Source organism: Flavobacterium supellecticarium (assembly GCF_004801375.1).
In the GTDB taxonomy this organism is placed as follows: domain Bacteria; phylum Bacteroidota; class Bacteroidia; order Flavobacteriales; family Flavobacteriaceae; genus Flavobacterium; species Flavobacterium supellecticarium.
In genome coordinates this window covers 130,912-147,497 of the sequence record NZ_SSNZ01000008.1, presented here as the reverse complement: position 1 = coordinate 147,497, position 16,586 = coordinate 130,912, and the positions used below count along the sequence as shown (strand labels likewise).

General features: G+C 40.5%; 17 protein-coding genes. 3 read left to right on the top strand and 14 right to left on the bottom strand.

Annotation, left to right across the window (positions count from 1 at the left end; all coding sequences use genetic code 11):
• Window positions 1-6 precede the first annotated feature (6 nt).
• The 3 genes from E6C50_RS14805 (at window position 7) to E6C50_RS14795 (ending at window position 3,069) form a co-directional block, all read left to right on the top strand.
• On the top strand, window positions 7-714 hold the full coding sequence (locus E6C50_RS14805) for a tRNA1(Val) (adenine(37)-N6)-methyltransferase (protein ID WP_136404012.1): 708 nt from the start codon (window positions 7-9) through the stop codon (window positions 712-714).
• Between the two features lie 228 nt (window positions 715-942).
• Window positions 943-2,121 (top strand): acyl-CoA dehydrogenase family protein, encoded by a 1,179-nt coding sequence (locus E6C50_RS14800; RefSeq protein WP_136404011.1) that lies wholly within the window; start codon window positions 943-945, stop codon window positions 2,119-2,121.
• Window positions 2,122-2,283: 162 nt separating this feature from the next.
• The gene (locus E6C50_RS14795; RefSeq protein WP_136404010.1) at window positions 2,284-3,069 is read left to right on the top strand and encodes a DUF3050 domain-containing protein; all 786 of its coding nucleotides are present in this window, start codon (window positions 2,284-2,286) and stop codon (window positions 3,067-3,069) included.
• Between the two features lie 30 nt (window positions 3,070-3,099).
• On the opposite strand, the gene E6C50_RS14790 is transcribed toward E6C50_RS14795, so the two are convergent.
• The 14 genes from E6C50_RS14790 to E6C50_RS14725 all read right to left on the bottom strand — a co-directional run bounded on the left by E6C50_RS14790 (window position 3,100) and on the right by E6C50_RS14725 (window position 16,494).
• Window positions 3,100-4,113, bottom strand: coding sequence for a hypothetical protein (locus E6C50_RS14790; RefSeq protein WP_136404009.1), 1,014 nt, complete (start codon window positions 4,111-4,113; stop codon window positions 3,100-3,102).
• A complete protein-coding gene (locus E6C50_RS14785; RefSeq protein WP_136404008.1) occupies window positions 4,094-5,719 on the bottom strand; it encodes an FAD-dependent oxidoreductase in 1,626 nt (541 codons plus the stop codon). The genes E6C50_RS14790 and E6C50_RS14785 overlap by 20 nt, the downstream gene beginning before the upstream one ends.
• Complete coding sequence (locus tag E6C50_RS14780; protein WP_136404007.1) at window positions 5,697-7,214, bottom strand: polyamine aminopropyltransferase; 1,518 nt, start codon at window positions 7,212-7,214, stop codon at window positions 5,697-5,699. Before E6C50_RS14780 ends, E6C50_RS14785 begins: the two co-directional genes overlap by 23 nt.
• A complete protein-coding gene (locus E6C50_RS14775) occupies window positions 7,207-7,422 on the bottom strand; it encodes a DUF350 domain-containing protein (RefSeq protein WP_136404006.1) in 216 nt (71 codons plus the stop codon). Before E6C50_RS14775 ends, E6C50_RS14780 begins: the two co-directional genes overlap by 8 nt.
• Window positions 7,423-7,438: 16 nt before the next feature.
• Window positions 7,439-7,624: a hypothetical protein gene (locus tag E6C50_RS14770; protein ID WP_230979016.1), complete on the bottom strand. Its 186-nt coding sequence runs from the start codon at window positions 7,622-7,624 to the stop codon at window positions 7,439-7,441.
• An 11-nt stretch (window positions 7,625-7,635) separates the two neighbouring features.
• Window positions 7,636-8,862 (bottom strand): DUF4178 domain-containing protein, encoded by a 1,227-nt coding sequence (locus E6C50_RS14765; protein ID WP_136404004.1) that lies wholly within the window; start codon window positions 8,860-8,862, stop codon window positions 7,636-7,638.
• A 2-nt stretch (window positions 8,863-8,864) separates the two neighbouring features.
• The gene (locus E6C50_RS14760; protein WP_136404003.1) at window positions 8,865-9,227 is read right to left on the bottom strand and encodes an S-adenosylmethionine decarboxylase family protein; all 363 of its coding nucleotides are present in this window, start codon (window positions 9,225-9,227) and stop codon (window positions 8,865-8,867) included.
• A gap of 102 nt (window positions 9,228-9,329) precedes the next feature.
• Window positions 9,330-9,659: a 2Fe-2S iron-sulfur cluster-binding family protein gene (locus E6C50_RS14755; protein ID WP_136404002.1), complete on the bottom strand. Its 330-nt coding sequence runs from the start codon at window positions 9,657-9,659 to the stop codon at window positions 9,330-9,332.
• A gap of 2 nt (window positions 9,660-9,661) precedes the next feature.
• Window positions 9,662-10,720 carry an NAD(P)/FAD-dependent oxidoreductase gene (locus E6C50_RS14750; protein ID WP_136404001.1) on the bottom strand — a complete coding sequence of 353 codons (1,059 nt, stop codon included), beginning with the start codon at window positions 10,718-10,720 and terminating at the stop codon, window positions 9,662-9,664.
• A gap of 173 nt (window positions 10,721-10,893) precedes the next feature.
• Window positions 10,894-11,133 carry a NifU family protein gene (locus tag E6C50_RS14745; protein WP_136404000.1) on the bottom strand — a complete coding sequence of 80 codons (240 nt, stop codon included), beginning with the start codon at window positions 11,131-11,133 and terminating at the stop codon, window positions 10,894-10,896.
• A 1-nt stretch (window position 11,134) separates the two neighbouring features.
• Window positions 11,135-12,265 carry an Mrp/NBP35 family ATP-binding protein gene (locus E6C50_RS14740; RefSeq protein ID WP_136403999.1) on the bottom strand — a complete coding sequence of 377 codons (1,131 nt, stop codon included), beginning with the start codon at window positions 12,263-12,265 and terminating at the stop codon, window positions 11,135-11,137.
• A 336-nt stretch (window positions 12,266-12,601) separates the two neighbouring features.
• Entirely contained in the window at window positions 12,602-15,004 is a 2,403-nt protein-coding gene (locus E6C50_RS14735; RefSeq protein ID WP_136403998.1) for an ABC transporter permease, read from the bottom strand.
• A gap of 2 nt (window positions 15,005-15,006) precedes the next feature.
• Window positions 15,007-15,750: a head GIN domain-containing protein gene (locus tag E6C50_RS14730; RefSeq protein WP_136403997.1), complete on the bottom strand. Its 744-nt coding sequence runs from the start codon at window positions 15,748-15,750 to the stop codon at window positions 15,007-15,009.
• A 30-nt stretch (window positions 15,751-15,780) separates the two neighbouring features.
• Window positions 15,781-16,494 carry an ABC transporter ATP-binding protein gene (locus E6C50_RS14725; RefSeq protein ID WP_136403996.1) on the bottom strand — a complete coding sequence of 238 codons (714 nt, stop codon included), beginning with the start codon at window positions 16,492-16,494 and terminating at the stop codon, window positions 15,781-15,783.
• Window positions 16,495-16,586: the final 92 nt, after the last annotated feature.

Here is a 16,586-nt window from a genome sequence, read left to right as displayed (position 1 = left end):
AAACTTATGTTTCAGTTTAAGCAATTTACCATAGCACAGGACCGCTGCGCGATGAAAGTGGGTACCGACGGCGTTTTATTAGGCGCCTGGACTCCGCTTGATCATCATCCGTATAGCATTTTGGACATTGGCGCCGGAACCGGATTAATTGCATTAATGCTAGCACAACGCAGTACCGCCGAACAAGTCGATGCATTGGAAATTGACGAAGAAGCCTACGAACAGGCAGTTGAAAATTTCGAAAACAGTCCGTGGAACGATCGTTTGTTTTGCTATCATGCCGCTTTGGATGAATTTGCAGCAGAAATCGAAGACGAATACGACCTGATTGTTTCCAATCCGCCTTTTTATACCGATACGTACTATTCCCAAAACGAACAAAGGGATCTGGCCCGATTTGAAGACGCCATGCCATTTGAAGATTTGGTTGAAGCCGCCTCGGTTTTATTGTCAGATACTGGTATTTTTGCCGTGATCATCCCTTTTAAAGAAGAAGAACACTTTATCGGACTGGCTCAGGAATGCGAATTGTTTCCTTTTAAAATAACACGGGTTAAAGGCACACCTAGCACTGAAATCAAACGAAGTCTGATCGCTTTTTCCCGAAATCCGGAAAATCAGCCGGAAACGGACGAACTTATTATTGAAGTCGCCCGCCATCAATATACTCCGGAATATACCGCACTGGCTAAAGATTTTTATCTGAAGCTATAAAACATTTTACACCTTTCCTTTATTTGGTTATTTGTTATATTTACAACAAAATGTATTCGTTTTAGCTGTTTTACTGTTTTTTAAATTTTTCCTGTTTTCAAAACAAAAATAATTTTAGATCAGCGAATTTATACCTCTAAAATTTAGGCCAATTCGATATTATAGCGCTCTATAGTGTTGAAAAGTTGATTTTGTTTGCTTACTTTTGTGAACCAAAATTTATAAACAATGAAACCAGACTTATTTCAAGCTCCTGATTATTACCTATTAGACGATTTATTATCAGACGAACATAAATTAGTACGTGATGCTGCCCGTGCCTGGGTAAAACGTGACGTATCTCCAATTATCGAAGAATATGCTCAAAAAGCAGAATTCCCAAAACAAATCATCAACGGTTTAGCAGAAATCGGTGGTTTCGGTCCTTATATTCCTGTAGAATATGGTGGTGCCGGATTGGATCAGATCTCTTACGGTTTAATCATGCAGGAAATTGAAAGAGGTGATTCTGGTGTACGTTCTACTTCTTCTGTACAATCTTCTTTGGTAATGTATCCAATCTGGAAATACGGTAACGAAGAGCAGCGTATGAAATACCTTCCGAAATTAGCTACCGGAGAATTTATCGGTTGTTTCGGATTAACAGAGCCAGATTACGGTTCGAACCCGGGTGGTATGGTGACCAACTTTAAAGATATGGGTGATCACTATTTATTAAACGGGGCTAAAATGTGGATTTCCAATGCGCCATTTGCCGATATCGCTGTGGTTTGGGCTAAAAATGAAGAAGGAAGAATCCACGGATTGATCGTTGAAAGAGGTATGGAAGGTTTTTCAACTCCTGAAACGCACAATAAATGGTCGCTACGTGCTTCGGCTACCGGTGAATTGATTTTCGACAACGTAAAAGTTCCAAAAGAAAACTTATTACCAAACAAATCCGGATTAGGAGCACCACTAGGATGTCTTGACTCGGCACGTTACGGAATTGCATGGGGTGCTATCGGTGCTGCTATGGACTGTTACGATACCGCTTTACGTTATTCAAAAGAGCGTATCCAGTTTGACAAACCAATCGGAGCGACACAATTGCAACAAAAAAAATTAGCCGAAATGATCACTGAAATCACGAAGGCACAATTATTAACCTGGAGATTGGGTGTATTGCGTAACGAAGGAAGAGCTACATCGGCTCAGATTTCTATGGCAAAACGCAACAACGTGGATATGGCTTTAACCATTGCCCGTGATGCACGTCAGATGTTAGGTGGTATGGGAATCACAGGTGAATATTCGATCATGCGTCATATGATGAACTTAGAATCGGTTGTAACGTACGAAGGTACACACGATATTCACTTATTGATCACAGGTATGGATGTAACCGGATTAAACGCATTCAAATAGGATTCTAAATCCCTATATATTTAAAAAGAGCTTGTATAAAGCTCTTTTTTTATGGTCAAAACAAGACATTGTAAAACCTAATGATCAATTTATACGTAAATCAATGTTAAAAGCTATTCTCAGAACCGCTAGCTTGTTTATTTTTGTACTAAACTTTTACCAATGAATATAAAATCCATCAATAAAAAAATTCAACCTCAAAAGGACATCCTTTTGAGCCATCCTTTATACAGTCAGATTCAAAATATAGACGATCTACATTGTTTTCTTGAAGGACATGTGTATGCCGTTTGGGATTTTATGTCATTGCTAAAAGCATTACAATCCAAACTAACCTGCACGACTACACCATGGTTCGCTACTAAAAATCCGGAAACCCGGTATTTGATCAATGAGATTGTACTTGCGGAAGAATCCGATATTTCTTTGGACGGAAAACGACTGAGTCATTTCGAAATGTATATTGACGCCATGAACGATTGTCACGCCAATACGACACCGGTATACGAATTTCTGGACAACGTAGTGAACACTCAGAATATTTTTGTGTCGATCAAACAAAGCAGTCTACACCCCAATATCAAGGCTTTCCTTGACTTTACCTTCCGCGTAATCGAACAGGGAAAACCACATGAAATTGCTGCGGCTTTCACCTTTGGACGCGAAGATTTGATTCCAGGTATGTTTACCGCTATCCTAAAACATTTTCAGGAGAATTTCCCGGCTACCGATCTGTCGAAACTAATCTATTATTTTGAACGCCATATCGAATTGGATGCAGATGATCACGGCCCAATGGCCATGCAGATGATTTCCGAACTTTGCGGTAACGATACCGAAAAATGGAGCGAAGTGGAAAGCGTTTCCATATTGGCGTTGGAAAAACGCATCGGATTATGGAATGCCATTGAAGAAACTATCCGTCAGAAAAACCTGGCAACCACATAAAACAAAAAACATCCTTTTCAGGATGTTTTTTTATTTGGATTTCCATATAAAACCGTCCAGTATATAATGGGTAAACTGCGGCACGACCAACAAGGGCACTAAAAGAAAATGTAAGGCGGTAAAATCAAACGAAGCCGCATTAAAATGTTCCTGCCAGACAGTAATTTCCCAAAGGTATTCTTCGGCAAAAGCAATACCCAATAAAATTCCAATATAAAACAACAGACTCGTAACGTTTATTCCGCTACACGAAACAGCCTGCTCCCTTTCTTCTTTCGGTTTTACTTCTTTTAAATAGACCAAGGCCATATAGGGAATACCGTGCGACACCACATTTAAAGCGGTAAAAATCAAATCCTGATTAAAATAGACAATTCCAAAATACCAGGATAAGGCCGTTCCCAGAATCACCATATTTTTCGGAATATTAAAATAGCGTTCTTTTACGGCCCGATACACGGTTCGTATTATATAAACACCCAATATACCATAGTACAGAACCGTTGTTATATCCAACAGGGAACTACTTTCAAATTTCAAAAACTCCTCCGGCATAAACCAGCTGAAATTTCGCTGTGGCGACAAAAACCAGTACAACATCGGATATCCGGTAGCCGTATAAATAACCAGACTATCGAAATTTTTATTTGCTTTGATCCGGGGTTCGTTTCTGGAATACAACCGCATAAAACCATATTGCTGTCGGATAAAATGAAACACGGCAATATAGGCCAATACCGACCAAAAAAAGGCACTCCCAAAAGAGAACAGTAGCATCCCAATTAAAAAACATCCTATCGGCACACCGATCAATAGTTTTTTTCGCTTTTGAAATTCGGAGGCAACAAAATAGGTTTTAAACAAGGTCGCATACACATGTGCCACGTCGATAAAAACAATCAGGAATAACCAGGTATAAAACGAATAGTGTTGTTCAGCCCAAAGGATTTCTTTCTGAAAAAGCACAATCACTGCCAACACCAAAAATGGTGGTAACAGAATAAACAGACTGTCGGTTTTCGCTTTATGAATCCAGGGTTGCATCGTTTATCATTTTATTTACGGCGTTAATCCCCTGATGAAAAGCCTCCTCGAAAATAGAAATTCCAGCCAGATCCGAATGCCCGAAATAGATTCTATTGGCTATGGGTTGTCGCGCCAGTTCTTTTTCTTTTCCGAATAAAAATCCTGGAACAGGACTGATCATTCCATGTCCCAAAAGATGAATATCGATGGTTTCGATGTAGCGTTCTATATCCGGATGGGCTTTTTGCAAATCGGCTATAACCTGTTGTTTCCAGTATTCTTTATCTTTTTTGTATACTGCTCTTCGCGTCTGCGGTAGATTCCCCGATGAAAAACTATGGTAATAGGTGATCACTTTTTTGGGATGCAACTGTTGCAACGATTGATGTTGATCATAAATATATCCCAGTCCTTGCGCATCGTGTATCACGTTGTCCCAGCACAATGGATAACTCTGATTATCGGTTAATTCCGCAACCGTTATCGTCGCCAGTAACCAAGGCGCATAGTGAAATGCTTTGGAAAACTCCTTTCTTCCGGTGAGCAAATACTGATTTATAAATTGTGGTGTGGCCAAAAGTACCCGATCGGCTATAATGGTAACCGATTCCTGTTTTTCATTGTCGAATGCTGTAACAGCAACGGTATCGTTACGGGTTTCCACCTGATATACCAGATGCTTTTTTACTATTTTCTGATCGGTGTATTTTTTCAAATGCGACGCCAGCCTGGCATTTCCTTCCGCCCAGGTGAGTACGTTTTCTTTTTTATCGGCTGTAGCATCGTGTTTGCGACCACAGAAATAATGAATTCCCGCCCAGGCCGAAACGTAGGCAACGCCCAAACCGTAATCGTCCCGGCAACAATAGTCGACATAATACCGCAACACATCCGTTGTAAATCCGTTGCGTTCCATCCACTCCTGCATGGTAATCGTATCCAAGGCTCTTGTTTCAGTATCGGTAGACGAAAGGGCTAAGGGGATATCGAACAAATAGGCACCATCCGATCCTTTTGCATTTCTAAAAAACGCCATTTTATCAAAAAACCGCTCAAACTGTTCTTCTTCCGCATTGGTCATTCCCAATCGCGGTACCAAGCCTTCCTGCCAGCTGTTTTTATAATACAGCCGCTCCTGAGGCGAAAAAGTCAGCTGTTCTTCATCGAATACCGGAAAACCTTTGGCATCATATCCGGTAATTATTTTGGTTTCTTCCAGAAATTGCAGCAGTTCTTTATCCTGAAAATTGGGCAACGGAAGGTAATGTGCTCCCAATGGATATTTCGAATACCGGTTTTCGCCATTGGACGAATTACCTCCCAAATGGTCTTCCATCTCAACCAGTAAAAAATCGGAAATTCCTTTTTTATGAAGTTGTCGTGCCGCGCTAAGACCGGTAATTCCACCCCCTACAATCAGGTATGGAATACGGATCTCCCGAGTTGGCTTCGGAAAGTTTTTTGTCCATAAACGATGCCCCAGTATATGATTGGTTCCCGACAAGCGGATCGCCATCTTCAGAACTTTCTCTTTACAGGATTGCACCAACGGAATCAACAGCAATGATGCAGCGATACCTTTTAAAAAAGTACGTCTTGATTTATAATTTTCCCCACTCTTCATCGAAATAGCGCACTAAGATCTGATTGTCCAGACGATTAATCTCCACGTTATTGGAAACCATATCTTTGGAAAAAAAATTAAACTTATCAAACTGATAATTGTAAAATCGCAATCCTTCGACTTTCCTGTTTACAGTGGCAAACGTAGCCTGCGGATTAAGCGTTGCAATGGTATAGCCCCATTCACCGAATGACGGCACATAGGCATGATAGGCGTCCACCTTTGGAAAAATTTCATGTATCGTCTTATTGATACACCAAAATGACTTCGGTGCAAAATATGGGGATGTAGTTTGAACCACAACAAAAGCCTCGGGAGTTAAAATCGTTTCTAACGATTTGTAAAAATTAAGCGAATACAATTTCCCAAGACTATAATTAGACGGATCGGGAAAGTCGATAATGGCCACATCAAATTTTTGCGGACAGTTTTTAGCCCAGATATAGGCATCCTGATTGATCACCTTTACTTTCGAATCGGTTAAGGAATTTTGATTAAAACCGGTTAGAATCGTATTGGTTTGAAACAGTTTTGTCATTCCTTCGTCCAGATCGACCAAAGTAATACTCTTCACTTCTTTATATTTCAGTATCTCCCGAACGGCCAAACCATCACCGCCACCCAAAACCAATACATGATCTACTTTTTTGGCAGCAGCCATTACCGGATGTACCAGAGCTTCGTGGTAACGGTACTCGTCGGCCGAGCTAAACTGAAGGTTATTATTAAGATACAAACGATAATCACTTTTATTATGCGTCAGTACGATTCGCTGGTAAGGCGTCGAGCTCGTATAAACAATATTTTCTCCATACAATTTCCCCTCCGAAAAGGACAAAATAGCTTCCGAAAATATAAAAACAAGCAACAAAAACAAAAACGAAGCGATTGCTTTTGTTTTTAAAACAAATGGTCGGTTTAATTCTTTTTTAAGCAGAAAACACAACCCAATTGCAATTCCAATATTGATCATACCAAAAAACAAAGAAGTTCGCATCACGCCCAACTGTGGCACCAATACCAGAGGGAACAATATCGAAGCCAATAGTGCCCCGATATAATCGAACGTAAACACATTGGATACCAGATCGCGGAAGGCCACCCGATCTTTCAGTATGTTCATCAGCAGCGGAATTTCCAGTCCCACCAAACAGCCGGTGGTAAACACCAGCAGGTACAGGATAAACTGAAAATAATCGACACTTTCGAATAAAAGAAATAGCACTACCGAACTTAAACCGCCTACTAAGCCCACCAATATTTCGATTTCGACAAAGGTGTCCAGCAGTTTTTTGGTAATGAATTTTGAGAAATACGACCCAATCCCCATTGAAAACAGGTATACACCAATAATCAACGAAAACTGTTTTACGGAATCCCCTAACAGGTAACTCGCCAGTGTACCGGCCACGAGTTCGTATACCAATCCACAGGTCGCAATTGTAAAAACGGCGATAAGCAATAAAAATTCAAATCGGAGGAATTTTTTACCCATGAATCGCTGCGCTTACAATCATTGAAATCCCGATAATGAAAGCCGCCAGCACAATTGCTACCGCCACGTTATTTTTTTCGGTAATTTCTTTCCACGTATTTTCTGGTGTTAGTTTTTCGATTACAAAATAAGACCCTAACAAGATCAACAATCCCAACACGGAAAAGACCAAGGAGTTTAAAATAAGTTTTGTACTGATAAAATCCATATTTTTTATTTTTTGGTTATTTATGATAAAATCGGTTTACATGATGGGTACGCGATTCTGACGTGCCGTATTTTTCCACTGTGGCACAATCGCATATCCGGTTTCCTCCGATTACAAATTGCAAATACACTACATAAATGATCACCCCTAATAATAGAGGCCATTTATTTTGTTTTATATACGCCAGCACGTTATTTTTCATTGTCATCACTATTATTCATAAGGAGTATACGGACTATCGTTCCATCGTTTTGTTTCGTTATACAGCTCTCCAAAGTAGGCAATTAACACCATCACGGCCATAATAATAACCAGCACCCAAATATTCCAATAGGACGCTTTGTTCCAGGTTGCTGTTACCCTCATTCCGGTATTATTAAGGTCTTCCGGTGCTTTTACAACCGTAATCGCCAAGTGGTATTTTCCGGCACTCACGCCACAGATACTAAAATCGTCCGATGTATCGCCTTCGGACCAGCTTTCGCCCTCCGAATAACCGTGATAATATTCGACATCTTTATTGGCATAGATCTCTTCGTTTGTCGTTTCGTTTACCAACGCCACCTGTGCATTGGCCCACGAATTATCCACTCCGGAATGCACGGAAATGGTTAGTGGTGATGCGCCGCCTTCGAGTGTAAACGAGGGTGAAATATACTCTTTGTTGTTGTATTCGCTAAAAGAAATATCATTGCTAAAAACGACTTCTTCCTGCTTATCGTGATACACATACAAATGCGTTAACAGAATCAACAAGGTAACCGAACACAATATCAAAGCCAATTGTCGGACATTAAAAAAATAAGGTTGTACCAATCCGATACCAATCCGGTTGGGCAATTCTGCCGTAGGCTTAAAAATACGTTTTATCTGCTTCTTTGAAATATGTTCGCCCAAAAAAACCGTTCGCTCTTCTTTTTCTAACTTTTCAAAAGAGATCATATACGGTGGCGCGATAAGTTCCGCCATGGTTACCAATCCTGTTGGCAAACTCACATCAAAAAAACCAGCCGCTGCGGCGATTCTCGGCCTTGCAATATCATACAGCTTAAAAACCTTATCGTTATAATCGATTATTTTGGGATGGCCTTTTATAAAATCATCCGGAATTTCCCGTAACAAAATCCAGTGTCCGTTCACTTCCGATAAATACAAAAACTTAGCTGTCGCCGAGGCAAGAACATATTCTCTCCAATAGTAATTCATATATTCTTTAACAACAACGCCAGTAACGATATACTCTTCCTCTTCCAGTATTCCTTTTAGTCCCGGTGTAAGGCTACCAATCTCTTTGTCGTATTTGTATTTGTCTTTAAAGATAAAGTCGCCTGTTTCTGTTGCTTTATAAATACTAAAACACTTGGAACAGACAAATTGTTTTACCGGAAACGGCACTTCAATAGCTGTAGGGGTATCACATTGATAGCACGTAATTCTCATATCTATCTGTTAATTTCAAAATTTTTAATAACATCCGCTTGAAAATATTCGATATAATCGTTTGCGATAGTCTTCACTTTCACGGTGTTATCCTGTAGGTAATTGCACAAATAAATATCCATGGTGAGCTGGTTGTACTCTGGCCAGGTATGAATGCAGATATGCGACTCTTTTAAGCAGACAGCGATCGTAAAGCTATCATTTTCAAAAGAATGCACTACCACACCCACTTTTTCGAGTTGGTATTTTTGTAGTATCGTGTCCGTAAAAAGAACAAAATCCTGTGCCGCCGTAAGCTTGTTACTGTTTGGAACAGAAAGTGTCAGAAGTTGGTGTAATCCGGGAGAATACGAAGTTTGTGTCATTAATTATACCCATTCGGGAAATTTATCGCGTATGGTGATTATACGGCAGACTTTCCAAAATGTTACAAAAAAAGCGAAGAAAAATCTTCGCTTTATTATTTATTATTCCGGAGCCAATTCCAGTTGTAGTCCGTTTAATGCTTCCGTGATGTGAATCTGACATCCGAGCCTACTGTTGTCTTTTACATTAAATGCTTCCGACAACATGGCTTCTTCATCATCGTTCATTTCCGGCAGGTCTACATCGTTGAGTATATAACACTGGCAGGACGCACACATGGCCATTCCGCCGCAAATACCAATGGTTCCTTCCGGCGCCAGTTCGTAGGCCCGCACCAGTTCCATGATATTCATGTTCATATCTGTAGGTGCTTGTACCTCATGAACCGCTCCTTCACGGTCTGTAATGATTATCGTTACATCCTGAGACATGGCTAGTCAATTGATTTTACAACTGCTTTTTCAGCCTCTTTACGAGTACCGTCAAAACCGTCGACACCGCTCACGGTGGTATATTTTAATACGTATTTCTTACCTGGGTTCAGTTTGTTAAACACACTCTGACACATTAAAGTTGCTTCGTGGAAACCACATAAAATCAGTTTTAATTTCCCCGGATAGGTATTGATATCGCCAATGGCGTAAATGCCTTCGATATTGGTTTGATAATCCAATGCGTTGTTTACTTTAATCGCGTTTTTCTCGATTTCAAGTCCCCAGTTGGCAATCGCTCCCAATTTTGGAGTTAATCCAAATAACGGGATAAAATAATCGGTTTCTACATTCATGCGGGCGCCATTGATTTCGATATCCACCGATTCAATACGTTCGGATCCTTTAAAACCAACCACCTCAGCTGGTGTGATCAAACGAATTTTTCCAGCTTGTTTTAATTCCTGAACTTTTTCAACCGAATCCAACGCCCCACGGAATTCGTTTCGACGGTGTACCAAAGTTACTTCCGATGCCACATTTGCCAAAAAGATACTCCAATCCAAAGCAGAATCCCCACCTCCGGAAATCACTACTTTTTTATTGCGGAATTTTTCCGGATCTTTTACGAAATACTCCACCCCTTTGTCTTCCTGTTCGTAAAACTCCAAATCTTTCAGAATCGGTTTTCTCGGTTCAAAACTTCCCAATCCACCGGCAATCGCTACTGCTTTTGCGTGGTGTTGCGTACCTTTATCGGTGGTTACAATAAACGTTCCGTCTTCCAGTTTATCTATGGTTTCCGCTTTTTCATTTAGCGTAAATCCCGGTTGGAACTGTTTGATCTGTTCCATTAGGTTATCGACCAAATCGCCCGCTAATACCGACGGAAATCCCGGAATATCGAAAATAGGTTTTTTAGGATATAACTCCGTTAATTGTCCTCCCGGTTGCGGAAGACCATCGATAATATGGCATTTTAATTTTAAAAGTCCGGCTTCGAAAACGGCAAAAAGTCCTGTGGGACCTGCGCCAATAATTAGTATATCTGTTTCAATCATTACGTAATAGATTAATTAAGGACACAAATGTCCCTCGAATTATTTTCTTGTTCTATGACAAATATCAAGAAATCTAACGATGGAAGGCATTATACTGCCTGTCAGGAAAATATCCTGAAGACAAAAAAAGTCCCGGCTCCTGTATTTCAAAAGCCGGGCACTGTATCCTGAATTTATGCTACGTTAACCACAGTTTCGATCTGCGGCACATATTTTTTGATCGTAGTTTCCACACCGGCGCGTAACGTCATTTGGTTTACGTTACAAGCCGTGCAGGCACCTTCAAGGCGAACTTTTACGTGCTTATCGTCTTCAATTTCGATAAGCGTAATATCGCCACCATCCGAATTTAAGAACGGACGAATTTCTTCCAGTGCTCTTTCAACGTTTAGTTTGATTTCTTCTGTTGTCATTTTATTTCTTTTTTACAGCTGAACATCCAGCCATCGTGGTAATTTTTATTGCTTCTGTAGGCGGCAGACTTTCATTTCTGCTTACTACTTCCTGTACTACGGAACGCGCCAGTTCTTCAAATGCTTTTTCAATTGGCGTTGCCGTTTGTAAGGCGGCCGGGCGACCGTAGTCTCCTGCTTCGCGAATACTTTGTACAATCGGCACTTCTCCTAAAAACGGCACCTGTAAATCTTCCGCCAGATTTTTCGCACCTTCTTTTCCGAAGATATAATATTTGTTGTCCGGTAATTCATCCGGTGTAAAATAGGCCATGTTTTCAATGATTCCCAAAACCGGTACATTGATGCTTTCGGCCTGGAACATTGCTACTCCTTTTTTAGCATCGGCCAAAGCCACTGCCTGAGGTGTACTTACTACCACCGCTCCGGTAATTGGAAGCGATTGCATTAACGACAGGTGAATATCTCCTGTTCCCGGTGGTAAATCCAGTAACATAAAATCCAGTTCGCCCCAATCGGCATCAAAAATCATCTGATTTAAAGCTTTAGAAGCCATTGGTCCTCTCCAGATTACCGCCTGATCCGGACTGGTAAAGAAACCGATAGATAAGATTTCCACACCGTAACTCTGGATGGGTTTCATTTTCGATTTTCCGTCCACCTCAACCGAAATCGGACGTGCTTTTTCCACGTCAAACATAATCGGCATGGAAGGTCCGTAAATATCCGCATCCAAAACACCAACCTTAAAGCCCATATTCGCCAGCGTTACCGCCAGATTTGCCGTAATCGTTGATTTTCCAACACCACCTTTTCCAGACGAAACAGCGATAATATTGCTGATTCCCGGAATCGACTTGCCTTTGATTTCCGGTTTTTCCGGAGCTTCAACTTTTATATTGACTTTTACTTTTGCCTTATCGTATATTTTTTCATGGATCACTTTCATAATGTCCACCTCAGCGCGTTTTTTGATATGCAACGCCGGGGTGTGCAATAATAAATCCACTACTACTTCATCTCCGAAAGTGATTACGTTTTGTACCGCACCGCTTTCTACCATATTTTTACCTTCTCCCGCAATGGAGATCGCTTCCAATGCTTTAAGAATTTCTTTCCTGTCTAATTTCATTATTTTACTCGCTTTAAGTCGTTTATTAAGACTGACTTTATGTTACAAAGATAAGATGAAAAGTTCTTAAAATAAAGATAAAGAATTGTATTTGTTTATTGCGCAATAGCTTCCCTTTACACTCGCGGTTTCAAAAGCCTCAATCCGGGACAATAACGGTAATTCAGACCGGTTCCCAACTGTTTATTTTTTAAAGAATTCCCGGTTTAATTTCGAAAATCCATTTTAAAATTCAATTTTCGAGCAAGCAATCCGGCTTTTTAGCTGTTATTTCAAAAAAAAGCAGCAACCGAAACGTGTCCGATTGCAGCAAAAGGTAGTAAAAATCAAAGTGGATTATTCGTATTTCAGGTATTTCAGAATATCGATCCTTGTTGCCTGATAGGCTTTCGAAAGCACAATAAGCAATGTGAGCGATACTAAGACCACAAAACCAATACTAAACGGCAAGGTGGTTATCGAAATCCGGAAAGCAAAGTCTTCCAACCATTTATTAAGCAGGTAATACGCCGGCATCGCTGCCAGAATAAAACCGATAATACAAAAAATGATGTATTGTGTCGACAGGTTTTTAAGTAGCATTCCGGTTTCGGCGCCCAATGTTCTTCGGATCGCAATTTCTTTTATGCGTCTTTCAATCGAATAGGATGCCAGCGCAAACAATCCGAACAATGCAATAGTGATCACTACAATATTGAGCAGCGAAAACAGGTTTCTTTGTTTGACATAGGTTTCATAGGTCCGGGCGTATTCTTTATCTACAAAATCATATTTAAACGGATATTCGGTATCGACTTTCTGCGTCCAGAATTTCTCCAGACCGGCAATAGTCTGATCCATGTTTTGTGCATCGACTTTTATATAGATTCTATCGATATTGGTTTGCATCCACGGAACGGTCTTAATATGAAAGAAAACCATTGGCGGTATTTCCCGCTGTAACCCATACAAATGGAAATTATCGACTATTCCAACCACTTTTAATTTATGTCCGTTCCATTCGATTTCTTTTCCAACCGGATCTTTTTCGCCCATCTTCTCCCATGTCACTTTATTGATCAACATAGTGCTTACCGTATCGGAAGCCAACTCCGGTGAAAGCATTCGCCCCTGAAGTAGCTTTATCCCTAACATATTCAGCAAATCAAAATCAATTCCCATATTTTGTGCCTGAATCGGATTGTCGTTATGTGTAAAGCCCGTTGAAGACGTAGCGCCTCTACCCGAAAAATTAAAGGTTCCGGCTCCCACTCCCTTAACGCCTTTTATTTTTTGCAATTCCTGCTGAAAGGTTTTGTAGCGTTCATAATCGGTTCCGTCTCTTTTTGGACGATACGGAATCGTTATAATCTGATCGCCTTTATAGCCTAATTCCTTACTACTCATATAGCGCACCTGTTGGTATACGATATACGAACCGATAATAAAAAATGTCGCAATGGCAAACTGAAGGATTAACATTCCGTTTCGGAGCCATATTCCGTTTTTACTTCGTCCGAAATTACCTTTAAGCACTTTTAAAGTCTCAAAATTCGACACATATATCGCCGGAAAAATACCCGCCAATGCAATAACCACGACCACTATCAGCACCAATTGCAAATAGAACTGACTTCCGATCATTTGGAGGTCTTTCCCTAAAAACGAATTATAAAACGGTAGGGCAAGCTCCACGATCATCATCGACAAAATCAAGGCTCCGAAAACCACCAGTATTGTTTCGAAAACAAACTGCCATACAATTTGTTTTTTAGTCGCTCCGATAATTTTTCGGATACCGATTTCTTTGGCTCTTTTAATCGCATTGGCCGTAGCCAGATTGATATAATTCACAATCGAAAGCACCAGAATCAGAATTGAAAGTCCCATCATGATCATCAAAAACTGATAATTCCCTTTTCCTTCCACCAAACCGCTGGTTAAGTCACTTAGTCGTGCTTTTGACAATGGGGTCATGGAAACCTTAATAATTCCGTATTTTTTAATAAACTCCTGTTCCGAAATTCCCAAATTTTTAGCCTCTCTTCGGATACGATGTTCGTAATAAATCGCTTCAATTTCTTTCGCAACCGCAGCGGCTTTTTCGGGTGAATTGATTTTCAACATCAATCCGTAATTAAAATCACCCCAACTCTCGCTGTTTTTATCCATTTTTAGATACAACATCACGTCGGGTGCCATCGACGACTTACCCGGAATACGGTAAACACCTCTTACCGCGTACGGTTTTCCGTCGTAGATCATTTGTTTTCCTATCGGATTTTCATCTTTAAAAAATAACTTAGCGACGTCTTCCGACAATGCGATACTACTTTGATCCTGTATGGCTGTTTTCGCGTTTCCGGCTATAAATTCAAAAGGAAAATACGTGAAAAAATTACTTTGTGCTGCGCCAATTTTCTTGATCATTTCTTTTTTTCCATTGTAACTCAAAATTTCTTCCGAATACCAGGCTGTATAATAACAGTAACTTTCGATGTTTTTGGAGGATGCTTCCAGAATCGGAGCGGTTGGTGCTACATTCCACGCCCACTTACCGGCATCGGCTACATCGTTAATCACTTCATAAACCTTGTCTTTCTCGGGGTTCCATTCGTTATACGAGTGTTCTTCGTTCCAATACAGAATGGCAAAGATTAATCCGGAAATCCCGATGCTTAATCCCAACACATTGAGTATTGAAAACAGTTTGTGTTGCTTAAAATGATACACAAACACTTTTAACCAGTTTTGTATCATTGTTATTTAGCTGTAATGGTTCCTAATGATTTTTTGTCTGTCGTAAGCACTTTCGGTTTGCCGGAATATTCAATAGCAGCTACCGAACTGGCGGATGCATCCAGTTTTTCAGTTACATGTACCGTTACTTTCGAGGTATTTGCCGCTTCAACAATCGCATATTTTACATCCAGATCGCCGGCTTTAAAAACCGATGCCGATTTTGCCTCTACTTTTAATTCGCTTGCTTTTCCGGTAATCGTTGCTTCTCCGGCACTTGCCAATACTGCTTTTAGAACCGTTGCCTGAATAGCACCTTTAAAAGCCGATCCGGAACTGATATCCAATTGTACATTTTTCGCTTTAATGTTTCCTTTCAAATGTGTTCCCGACGAAAGGGTGATTTGTGCATTCACCGTTTCCACTTCGTTTTCAAAGGTCATTTTGGCTCCGGAAGACAGTTTAAAATACGTCACATTTGGTCCCGAAACCTCAACCCGTGCGATTTCAAAATTATTGATTTCTTTAGTGGATTTTATTTTTACTTTTAATACGCCACCATTCACTTCTGTAGTGATCATCTTTACTTTATCGGCCGTATCGGAGGTTACTTTTACTCCGGTTGTTTTACTTTGCGTATAGCGTATTTCAACTCCGGCTGAACCTTCAATGGTTGTAAAATCGGCTACGGTTCTGTTTTCGCTTACCTGTGCCCGACATACAAATCCGATAAGACTTAAGGTTATGGCAATTACAATTCGTATCATGGTTTTTCTTTTTTAAGGTTGTGGTTGTTTTTAATTTTCTTTGGCATCGACCAAAACATCTACATTACGGGCGTTTTGCTTTTCGCTGAGAATCACGCCGTCTTTCATATGAATGGTTCGTTGTGAAAACGACGCATCGTAATCGGAGTGCGTTACCATCATGATCGTCGCGCCATTAGCGTGTAAATCGGTTAACAATTCCATTACCTCGTTTCCGTTACGGCTGTCCAGATTTCCGGTAGGCTCATCCGCCAGAATGATTTTTGGATTGGTGATCAAAGCCCGCGCAACGGCTACCCTTTGTTGTTGTCCGCCCGAAAGTTGTTGCGGATAATGCTTTAGACGGTGGGAAAGCGACAGCCGTTCGGCAATGGCCTCCACTCGTTTTTTGCGTTCCGCACTACCCACATTATTGTAGATCAGCGGCAGTTCAATATTGTCATATACCGACAACTCGTCGATCAGGTTAAAGTTTTGGAAAATAAATCCGATTTGCTGTTTGCGCAACTTCGCTTTTTCATTTTCCTTTAGTCCGTTGATCTCCTGTCCTAAAAGTTTATAGCTACCACTGGTAATACCATCCAAAAGTCCGATGATATTAAGCAGGGTTGATTTTCCGCAACCCGAAGGTCCCATTACAGAGATAAAATCCCCTTCGTTAATTTGCAGCGCAATCTGATTTAATGCGGCTGTTTCCACTTCTTCCGTCCGGAAAACTTTGGAAAGATTTTGAATGCTGATCATAACTGTTCGTTTTTTAGATTGATTGATTTTTTCGATTTCCCGTTTCCGGGTTTTTATATTTTGTTCTTTTGTTTATCCAACTTAAAAATGGC

Coding starts and splice junctions, on each gene's coding strand:
- E6C50_RS14805 (WP_136404012.1), top strand. CDS start 7: ATGTTTCAGTTTAAGCAATTTACCATAGCACAGGACCGCTGCGCGATG.
- E6C50_RS14800 (WP_136404011.1), top strand. CDS start 943: ATGAAACCAGACTTATTTCAAGCTCCTGATTATTACCTATTAGACGAT.
- E6C50_RS14795 (WP_136404010.1), top strand. CDS start 2,284: ATGAATATAAAATCCATCAATAAAAAAATTCAACCTCAAAAGGACATC.
- E6C50_RS14790 (WP_136404009.1), bottom strand. CDS start 4,113: ATGCAACCCTGGATTCATAAAGCGAAAACCGACAGTCTGTTTATTCTG.
- E6C50_RS14785 (WP_136404008.1), bottom strand. CDS start 5,719: ATGAAGAGTGGGGAAAATTATAAATCAAGACGTACTTTTTTAAAAGGT.
- E6C50_RS14780 (WP_136404007.1), bottom strand. CDS start 7,214: ATGGGTAAAAAATTCCTCCGATTTGAATTTTTATTGCTTATCGCCGTT.
- E6C50_RS14775 (WP_136404006.1), bottom strand. CDS start 7,422: ATGGATTTTATCAGTACAAAACTTATTTTAAACTCCTTGGTCTTTTCC.
- E6C50_RS14770 (WP_230979016.1), bottom strand. CDS start 7,624: ATGAAAAATAACGTGCTGGCGTATATAAAACAAAATAAATGGCCTCTA.
- E6C50_RS14765 (WP_136404004.1), bottom strand. CDS start 8,862: ATGAGAATTACGTGCTATCAATGTGATACCCCTACAGCTATTGAAGTG.
- E6C50_RS14760 (WP_136404003.1), bottom strand. CDS start 9,227: ATGACACAAACTTCGTATTCTCCCGGATTACACCAACTTCTGACACTT.
- E6C50_RS14755 (WP_136404002.1), bottom strand. CDS start 9,659: ATGTCTCAGGATGTAACGATAATCATTACAGACCGTGAAGGAGCGGTT.
- E6C50_RS14750 (WP_136404001.1), bottom strand. CDS start 10,720: ATGATTGAAACAGATATACTAATTATTGGCGCAGGTCCCACAGGACTT.
- E6C50_RS14745 (WP_136404000.1), bottom strand. CDS start 11,133: ATGACAACAGAAGAAATCAAACTAAACGTTGAAAGAGCACTGGAAGAA.
- E6C50_RS14740 (WP_136403999.1), bottom strand. CDS start 12,265: ATGAAATTAGACAGGAAAGAAATTCTTAAAGCATTGGAAGCGATCTCC.
- E6C50_RS14735 (WP_136403998.1), bottom strand. CDS start 15,004: ATGATACAAAACTGGTTAAAAGTGTTTGTGTATCATTTTAAGCAACAC.
- E6C50_RS14730 (WP_136403997.1), bottom strand. CDS start 15,750: ATGATACGAATTGTAATTGCCATAACCTTAAGTCTTATCGGATTTGTA.
- E6C50_RS14725 (WP_136403996.1), bottom strand. CDS start 16,494: ATGATCAGCATTCAAAATCTTTCCAAAGTTTTCCGGACGGAAGAAGTG.